Below are 9,109 nucleotides of genomic sequence, written 5' to 3'. Positions count from 1 at the left end.
CAAGACGTGCATGGCTTTTTGCTGATACCCCCAATGGTGCCAGGGCAAATGCCGTGCTTTATACGCTTGTAGAAACTGCCAGAGCAAATGATTTAAATGTATATGCTTATCTTGACTATCTGCTTACAGAAATGCCAAATGCAGACTTTTACAATCATCCTGAAATCATAGATGATATGCTCCCATGGTCAGATAAACTGCCTGAAAGCTGCCGTCTTATACATAAGCATAAAAAGAACTTCAAAAAATAGCTTACTGATATCATAGCAGAATGACAGTTGTTTGTCAGTAACGCTGTGTTTTGAAGCACTTACTTTTTAAAATTTAGAGATGAGCAAAACACTCGAATAAAAATCTGAGGTTTGGCAATTAGTACGACTTGTTTATGCACATAGATATTTAAGAGAATAGCAAAGCTAACATAAGTCCAAAACTTACGAAGTTTAGGCAGTATTGAGTTGTCGTAAATTATGTGATTCGTTTTACTGTTTTTAGCTTGCGGTAAGACTGACTGGAATGCGTAGTGATTGCTGCAATCGCAACTGCCAGCAAACTGATATGTGCGAGCGTATTTAAGTTTGCGACAGAGTTTTTATTTCTTACCCACATTCGTTCCTGCCCTGTATTTTTGAAACGGGAATTGTATCGTTCGCATTCTGTGCGGAGAGAATAGGTGCTTTTAAAGTACTTACTGTTTCTATCGGCAGAGAGTCTTAAATCATCAGGAATGGTTATGTATTTTGTGCAGCCACGATGCTTTTTGTCATTATAAATACTGAATATGTGGAGTTTTGCTCATGGCTAATAAAATTTATAAAGGGGTGATGATAAAAAATGGATAAGTTTAAAAGCAGGCAATATATGATTTTACCAAGTTGTTTATTTATCAAAGTATAATTAAAATTAAAGGAGAGTAGCTATGAAAAGATTAAAAACAAAACTGTTAAGTGTTGTTATGAGTTTTGCTATGCTATTAACTATGATGCCAAGTGATGTATTCGCACAAAGCGAAACATCAGTATCAAGTGAAGAAGTTGTAAGTAGCGAAAATTTAGATTTTGCAGAAACAACAACACCTACAAGTATAGAGCTTAGAGGTGCAGAAAATAACAGAACCTTTGATATTCAAGAAATTGATTATAGACGTTCATCAGTAAATCCGGGTATGAAATATGAAAGTAGATGGGAAGGCGTAGTACCTTATGGACCATTGTTCGGACATATGGTAAATAACGGAAAATATACAAGACCACTTGGCAAAGAAAATGGAGATTTAGGCTGGGGCTGGGGTAGTTCAGACTATATGACAGGATATTTACTCGTAGATTTAGAAAAGTTTGGGGAACAAGGAACAGAAGGCTTGCCAAAAGATGAAAATAGCTTATCAAACATAGGCATAGTAAGAGTAGATAATAAGTATAGCAGAAATGATGACTTTTCAAGCTGGAAAGAAAGCATAGAAGAAGCCTTTAAAGAATATAACGGAAATGAAGGCTTTACAGAAAAAGGGTATGCAGGAGGAAGCGCATATCAAGAAACAAAACTTGTAATATGGGACGGATACAAAAGAGAAAGAAAAGTAAATAGCTTAACTAAAAAAGAATATATAGGAAATGTATATGATGTAGATGCATCAAATACATCAAAAAGACAAGAATTAGCAAACTATATAAAGAAACACTTGGATAATGGAGCCAAGCTACAAGGATATATAACAACAGATTATGGCTTAAAAGATGTATACGAACCATCAGAAAGCACATATAGTACAAAAGAAAAACAAATACGATATGTACCACATATAAAAATAACAGGTGTAACTTATGATGTTGAATTAGAGTATGAGAATGCACCAGAAGGCATTGAATTACCAAAAGTAGTTGAGGTAAATGCAGAAGAAACTCTCAATATAAAGAATATAAATGGATATACAATCAAGATTCTAGATATCGATGGTAATGAATATAAAAATGAACCAATAGAAAAAAATTCAAAATATATAGTTAATTTGAGAAAAATTAAAGAAAAAGAAAAAGAACCTTTTGGAGATATAGGAGAAGCTTACTATAAACAACCAAAACCAGAAGATATAGTTTTTGATGAAGAATCTGGAGTTAAGTATGTTAAGAATCAGCTATTGATAAGTGCATTTGAGGGATTAGAAAAACGTGTGATAGAAGATATTTGCAAAGAAATAGGGGCAAATATAGTAGGTTATATACAATTAACAAATGACTACCAGATAGAATTTACAAATGATAAAACATTAAATGAAATTAGTGATATAGCTGACTATTTAAATAGTTATTCTTTTATAAGCACAGTTACGCTTAATATGTCTTCAGATGTAAAAATTGAAGCCATAAGCAACGATGCTAAATATAAAGACGATCCGTGGGATGAACAGAATCCAGAAGGTAATAACTGGGGTTTAGAAGCCCTTAATGTACCATCAGCTTGGGATTATAGAGATAATTTTAGTAGTGTTAAGGTAGGAATTTATGATGAAGGCTTTGACGAAGCTCACGAGGATTTAGCGTTTGATGATATATCAAATAATACTGATGATGTAGGAAAAGAAACGCATGGCACGCACGTTGCTGGTATTATAGCTGCAACTCATAATAATGGAATTGGAGTGTCTGGAGTTTCAACAAATACTAAATTATATGCTTATTCATTTTCAGGTAATGAAACTGGAAGTTCGATGGGAAACAAATATGCCTATGTAACGCTTATAGGTAATAATGTTAAAGTTATAAATGTGAGTTTGGGGTTTAAAGATGTGCATATAGGTTTTATTGCTAGTCATCCTGAGTTAGATAAAATTAATTCAGATAAAGCTAAAACTTTTATTGAGAAGCAAGCAGATATTATGGAGGAATTTTTAAGTAAATTAGTTTCACAAGGTTTTGATTTTGTTATATGTAATTCTGCTGGAAATAGTAATAATGATGAATTTGTAATTGATAACACACAACCATACGGAATAAGGAGACATCAAACAAGTGATGGAACAAATCAAACCGTATATAGTGGAAACTACGATGCATATTATAACTATAATCTTTCTGCCATAAATGATGTAAATCTTAAAAAAAGAATAATAGTGGTAGGAGCTATAAAAAATGATGGAAATGATAATTACAGTATAACAGATTTTAGTAATATAGGGAGTAGAGTGGATTTTGTTGCTCCAGGGCAATCTATTTTAAGTACTATTCCTAATAATAGTTATGAAACGATGAATGGAACAAGTATGGCATCCCCATATGTTGCAGGAATAGTAGCTATGATGTATCAAGCAAATCCAAATTTAGATGGTAGTAATATAAAGGACTACCTATCAAGAAGTAGCACCAAATCTGTTACAAGTGGTGGATATACTTATTTGATACCTAATGCTTTAGGTGCATACAAACAAGAGATAAATGCTCCACAAAAAAATGATGAAATTAACTGGCCTTCTGGTATAGTAACAGGATATACAAAAAAAGAAAATGGTGAAGTTATAAACGATGTAAAAATTACTGCTATTCGTAAAAATACAGGGGATTATAATTTAGGAAAATATCATTTTCAATTTAACTCTGATGAACAAGGAACTTTTGTGCAAAAATTACCTCAGGGAACATATGATTTGGTAATATCAAAAGACGGATATTTACCGTATGTATATAATGATGTAGTAATAACTCCTGAGGAAACGACATATTTGGAAACTATATTTTTAAGTATTTGGAATGTAACTATTTATAAAGATTGCCAAGTTCAAGGAAATGTAAAAAATGCTTTGACTGGTCAAGTAATAGATGGAGCAACAATAAAGTTACGTAAAGGATGGAATAAATATAGCGGTTCGTATTTAAAAACTTTATTTGGAAAAGAAATAACTGGCAGTACTAATTCGGATGGAGATTTTGCTATAAAGGTTGGAAAAGGAATGTATACTGCTGAGATAAGTAGAAATGGATATATCACAGCCTATTACAACGTAATTTCTGGAGCAAGCGGAGAGTATTCTGTATTATCACAAATAGATATGGTAATGACACCTATTTTGTCAGAAGATGAATATAGAATAGTATTAACTTGGGGAAACGAACCTAACGATTTGGATTCACATTTGACGTGTTATAATGGACAGGAAAAAAGATTTCATGTATATTATAGCAATAAGGAAGTTTCAGAAAAAGGTAAGATAGTAGCTAAATTAGACCTTGATGATACATCTTCTTATGGACCAGAAACAGTAACAACTACAGTGAATGCAGATGTTGTAGAAAATGGTTCTAAACTGGTGTACTCTGTTCATGATTATACTAATAGAAGCCAAAATGATTCTACAATATTATCTAATTCCGGTGCTACAATACACGTTTATTCAGGAAACACTTTGATAAAAACGTTTAGTGTTCCTAATGGAAAAAAAGGTAATGTTTGGAAAGTGTTTGAAATTACAAATGCTGGAATAAAATCTATTAACGCGTTTTATAATTGTTCCGATCCAAGGGAGGTGAAATAGTATGAGTAGAATTATCCTAACTATTTTGTCTGTATTTTTGATTGCTTGTAGTGGAGTGAAAGCAGAAAAAACGTCCAACACACCATTAGAAATGCCACCTATTGTTTTCATGGAAGTTGTTGATTATGGAGATGTTTCAGAAGAATATAAAGTAGACACTGCAACTGCATTTTATGACAACAAGGGAAATTATTACACCATGGATAAATATATATACGCATATTATGATAAAAATGCAAATAAGATTTTTGAAAAATATAAAAAAGGGGAATTGGATAAATATATTAAATTTCAACAAAAATGTGATCTAAATGAGTTGAAGGAAAATTATAAAAAACTTTATGAAATATCAAATAAGGATAAAATAAAATTAATATACCCTGAAGCCGTTCCTCAGGTTCAAACCAAATTTATAACATATTATGGATTTTATTATGATAAAAATAAAAATATAAAATCTGTATGTTTAGGAGAATTTGATAAAACTTTTGGAAAGACAAATAATGAACAAGCAAATGAGATATACGCCTGGTATGAAGAAAGTTTAAAAGAAAATTATTTAGATAAAATGTACAAAAAAAACAATAAATCTTAATTTTATAGCAGTTCCTTTAAAATTAAGATTTATTGTAATGAATGAAATAAGGAAAGACAATTTATTATTATCTTTTGATACATCGTATGACATTGTTGAAATTAGGTTATTACCACATAGTAAATAATTCTTAATTGGGAATTTAGCATATTAAAATTTTGTAATTGTTAATAAAATCAAACAAAAAACTACCTTAATAAAAAAAGATTTTGGTAGTTTTTTATACGATTTTATCTTCTCTTACCTTTCTTCCTATGCTTTATTCCAGCATTTTTTGAATGAGGAGATTTCTTTATGATTTTTCTTAAAGTAAGTCTATCTTCATCAGGTAGAGCCATATTGGACCTATGTCAATACCTTGGACACAAAAAGTTGAACTTTATTCTCCCTGCATGCTTGGATGCAAGGAGAATTGTCATTATGCTGCTAGAGCCTCATCTTCAACCTCTTGTGGCGTTTTATGGTCAAGTGCACTATGACGACGCTTACGGTTGTAAAATGACTCTATATATTCAAAGAGCGCTGTTTTTGCCTCTTCCAATGTACGGTAAGTAGTGGTATAGACTTCCTCTTTCTTAAGAACAGAATGAAAAGATTCTATACATGCATTATCATAAGGGTGGTTCTGAATAGTTACGTAATTTCTTTTATATAGCAGACGGGTTCTGCAAAGTTTTGCTTGCGATAGCTCGCTCCTTCTCAACTTCTCCTAAGATGTTCTATATAAAATCTCAGGAAAGCCTTCGATTTTAAGAACATCTAAGGAGCGATTTTCGAACTCACTTCCGCAATATCGCAAGCAAAATCTTTGCAGAACCTGTCTGGTATCAAAGAATTTACATTTACTAAAAGCTTTCAATGCATAAAGCAAAATTCTTATCATTCCAAGTAAAACGCTAACCTGGTAAAAGCATATGTTCTACTTTTACCAGGTTATAAATCTGTTTGAATGATTTTGGACTGTAGATTTTTTGAATTTCAGGAGACAAAAAAGAGTGTTGGTATTATAGTGAATAAGCTATACGGTAAAGGGCTGATAATTCTTAAAAATGCATAGCCCACAGAGGCAAAAAACACGGAGGTTTTTTGAGCGGACCTGAGACAGGAGGTCGAATGTCCGCGTACTCGTCGCTTGTAGTAAATTATATGCATTTTTTTAGAATTATCGCCCTTCGTAGTCCTAGCTTAAGAGCTATAATACCAACACTCTTTTCGTCCCTTGAAAATCGAAACAAATCTACAACCCAAAATTTTAGCATACTCCCCTTTACATCGGAAATACTTTTCGATATAATGAATAAGCACAGAATTTTCTGCTTGTTTTGATAGAATGGGGAACGTCATGAAGAAAAAGAGAGAGTGGATAAGGCGGATCAGTTGGATCGCTTTTATTATATATTTGGCAGGGATGGCATACTTCCTGTTTTTTAGCGAAGGGCTGCATCGGAGTGGCTCTGGTGAGTACCGGTATAATCTGGTTCTATTTCAGGAGATAAAGAGAGCGTTGTATTGTCTGGAAAATGGAAATATAAGCTACTTTTTGCTGAATGTGGTGATGAATGTAGCAGCATTTGCACCCTTTGGCTTTTTTTTGCCGGTTATCAGTCCGAAAAATAAGAAATTTTTGAATGTTTTTTTACTGAGCCTGGAGCTCACACTGACAATAGAGATACTTCAGCTTTTGTTCCGGGTCGGTATTTTTGATGTGGATGATATTGCCATGAATACGCTAGGGGGTATTCTGGGTTATGGAATTTACTATATAGGGAAAAGAATGGAAAGGAAGCGAGGGCATGGCAGGTAACCGGAGAGTGCGAATTCCGCGAAAGGCGAGAAAAGCAAGAAGTGGAAAGTATAAGTTTTCGGATAAGCTACATCCGGTAGAAGGGATTACGTCCTTTTGCATGGGAATAGGAGCTACAGTGCTGACTGTGACTGGAATTGCTATGTCGGAACAGGCAATGGGGCAGGGAAGTCTTATCGTCGGAGTGTTGGGGACTTTGGCAATGGTTTTTTCTGTTATTGGCTTTGGACTGGCAGTTTGTGCATTTAGAAAAAAAGAAATTCATTATCGGTTTCCAATTATGGGAAGTATTTTAAATGGAATATTAACCTTGTTTTTGCTCTCCCTTTATGTAATGGGGGCAGCAATTATATAATAAAAACAGCTCCGCTAAGGATTGCACTGCGGCGGTGCGGAAGATGTCGCTTTCGCGGACCGCCACAGGCAGAGAGTTTGCTTTGCAAACTCTTTTTTAGTTAAAAGGTCTTGATGGTGATGCTATTTCGACAGTTACGTTTACCGTCATAAAGAGCGTTATCAGCTATATGAAGAAAATCCCACATGCGGTTTCCGGAGTTTGGAATTCGCAAGGCAATTCCCTGGGTAATGGTAACAAAAGGCTCGGCCAGGGAATTTTTATGCTCAATCTGAAGATCACAGATACGTTGCCTGAGAAGCTCTGCAAGAGTCATAACCTCTTTTTCTGTTTTGTTATAGTACAGGATAATAAATTCATCACCGCCATATCTTGCACAGAAAACATCCTCTGATGTTATGACATCTAATTCTCTGGCAATCGCTTTCAGACATTCATCACCAGCCGGATGACCATAGGTATCATTATACTGCTTGAAATAATCAATATCTAAGATTTCAACGGTAAAGGGCACCTGATTATGAAAGGCTTTTGTAAGAAGGGTGTCCGCGTAGTCGTTCAGCTTGTAACGGTTAGGAAGACCGGTCAAAGCGTCAGACTCGGATTTGATGATAAGCCTTTGGTTTTCAGCTTTGATTTTCTTCTGCTGTTTTTGAAGCTCCAGGAGAGAAAAACGAAGGTCTATAGAGGCAGAAATATTTTTCTGGTTTTCGGCCTCCTGCTTTAGGGATAAATTGTAAAACTGGCGGGCTGTATGCAGGAAAAGGAAATCCTGGTTTGTCCGTTGATAGTAGTCTAATTTAACCTTGACAAGCTCTAACTGGATATGGAGATTGCCATCCTTTACTGCCATATCCTCCAGAGGTTCGATAATTTCCATAAGAGCCTTGTCTTTGCCTATATTCTGCAGAAAATGGAGTAATGTCAAAAAGTCATCATAAAAGGTCAGAAGCGAATATTCCTGTAGGGACATAGCAACGATTTCCTGGATACAGGCATCTCTTTCAACCGTATTTCCAAGGACATCTGCCAGCATAGCTTTAAAAACAAAGATAGTAATACCGATATCTTCTATTGGAATCTGTGGCAGGTATTTTTCTGCCTTTTCCATGCATTTAATAGCCTCTGAAAGATTTTCTAAATGGAGGTAGCTTTGACCCAGAGCCAGATAGGAGGATGTCAAATTGCTAATGAGAGCCTGGGTAGGCACAGGCTTGTTATAATTTTCGATGGCCTTTTCCAAAAATTCGATAGCCTTTTTGTGGTTGCCAACCTCTGAAAACAGGGTAGATATATTGGAATAAATCATACCAGTAACATAATCAAGGTTGTGAGAGCTACAGATTGCCAACCCTTGCAAATAATAGTCCAGAGCGGAACCTGGGTTTCCCTGTGTATTAGAAAGAATTCCCAGAAGATTATAGGAGCGGGCAAGCAACCCATGGTCCTGGGAAATTTTCAAATATTCTAATGCATTAAAAAGGCTAACCAGCTGTTTTTGTGAGTCACCGGAAAAATAGTAAGCTTCAGCTATATAGTAATAGGAAAAACCAAGAAGCTGGCTGTCATTATATTTTTTACCATAATCAAGGAGCTGCTGACAGCAACTAAGGATAATCTTTACATCTGTGCTTCGGGTCTTTCGTATTTTGTTTATGCAGTCTTGTATTTCCTGGCTATAGATATCGTAATTCATGATATACACCTCATAAAAAATAATACTTATATATAGTGTAATAGAAAACAAAGAAAAGATACCAATACTTGACAAGAAAAAGCGTGTAAGATAGAATGAAGGTCGTGCATGAATTTGATTTAGGAGGATTTTAT

The 9,109-nt window shown here is 34.4% G+C and carries 6 protein-coding genes and 1 pseudogene; 5 read left to right on the top strand and 2 right to left on the bottom strand.

Annotated features, from left to right (window positions below; translation table 11 throughout):
* The 3 genes from ASU35_RS20125 to ASU35_RS06870 form a co-directional block, all read left to right on the top strand.
* The coding region (locus ASU35_RS20125) for a transposase domain-containing protein (RefSeq protein ID WP_242861221.1) at window positions 1-251 on the top strand (251 nt) is incomplete at its 5' end.
* Window positions 252-919: 668 nt separating this feature from the next.
* Entirely contained in the window at window positions 920-4,525 is a 3,606-nt protein-coding gene (locus ASU35_RS20460; protein WP_058352305.1) for a S8 family serine peptidase, read from the top strand.
* Window position 4,526: 1 nt separating this feature from the next.
* On the top strand, window positions 4,527-5,120 hold the full coding sequence (locus tag ASU35_RS06870) for a hypothetical protein (protein WP_058352304.1): 594 nt from the start codon (window positions 4,527-4,529) through the stop codon (window positions 5,118-5,120).
* Window positions 5,121-5,538: 418 nt separating this feature from the next.
* On the opposite strand, the pseudogene ASU35_RS18590 reads toward ASU35_RS06870, so the two are convergent.
* Window positions 5,539-5,739 (bottom strand): annotated as a pseudogene (locus ASU35_RS18590) (IS3 family transposase); the annotation flags it as partial.
* A 723-nt stretch (window positions 5,740-6,462) separates the two neighbouring features.
* Between ASU35_RS18590 and ASU35_RS06860 the strand changes: the two are divergent.
* Window positions 6,463-6,924: a VanZ family protein gene (locus ASU35_RS06860; protein ID WP_058352302.1), complete on the top strand. Its 462-nt coding sequence runs from the start codon at window positions 6,463-6,465 to the stop codon at window positions 6,922-6,924.
* A complete protein-coding gene (locus ASU35_RS06855) occupies window positions 6,914-7,279 on the top strand; it encodes a DUF6142 family protein (RefSeq protein WP_058352301.1) in 366 nt (121 codons plus the stop codon). Before ASU35_RS06860 ends, ASU35_RS06855 begins: the two co-directional genes overlap by 11 nt.
* A gap of 100 nt (window positions 7,280-7,379) precedes the next feature.
* Here the strand turns inward: ASU35_RS06855 and ASU35_RS06850 are convergent, their stop codons facing one another.
* Entirely contained in the window at window positions 7,380-8,975 is a 1,596-nt protein-coding gene (locus ASU35_RS06850; protein ID WP_058352300.1) for a tetratricopeptide repeat-containing diguanylate cyclase, read from the bottom strand.
* Between the last annotated feature and the right edge of the window lie 134 nt (window positions 8,976-9,109).

It is taken from the genome of Acetivibrio ethanolgignens (assembly GCF_001461035.1).
In the GTDB taxonomy this organism is placed as follows: domain Bacteria; phylum Bacillota; class Clostridia; order Lachnospirales; family Lachnospiraceae; genus Velocimicrobium; species Velocimicrobium ethanolgignens.
The sequence above is the reverse complement of the archived record's forward strand: the minus strand, read 5'-3'. Positions and strand labels throughout refer to the sequence as shown.

Bases quoted from the DNA above. Each gene is read 5' to 3' on its own strand.
- ASU35_RS06850 (WP_058352300.1), bottom strand. From the start codon at position 8,975: ATGAATTACGATATCTATAGCCAGGAAATACAAGACTGCATAAACAAA.
- ASU35_RS20460 (WP_058352305.1), top strand. From the start codon at position 920: ATGAAAAGATTAAAAACAAAACTGTTAAGTGTTGTTATGAGTTTTGCT.
- ASU35_RS06860 (WP_058352302.1), top strand. From the start codon at position 6,463: ATGAAGAAAAAGAGAGAGTGGATAAGGCGGATCAGTTGGATCGCTTTT.
- ASU35_RS06855 (WP_058352301.1), top strand. From the start codon at position 6,914: ATGGCAGGTAACCGGAGAGTGCGAATTCCGCGAAAGGCGAGAAAAGCA.
- ASU35_RS06870 (WP_058352304.1), top strand. From the start codon at position 4,527: ATGAGTAGAATTATCCTAACTATTTTGTCTGTATTTTTGATTGCTTGT.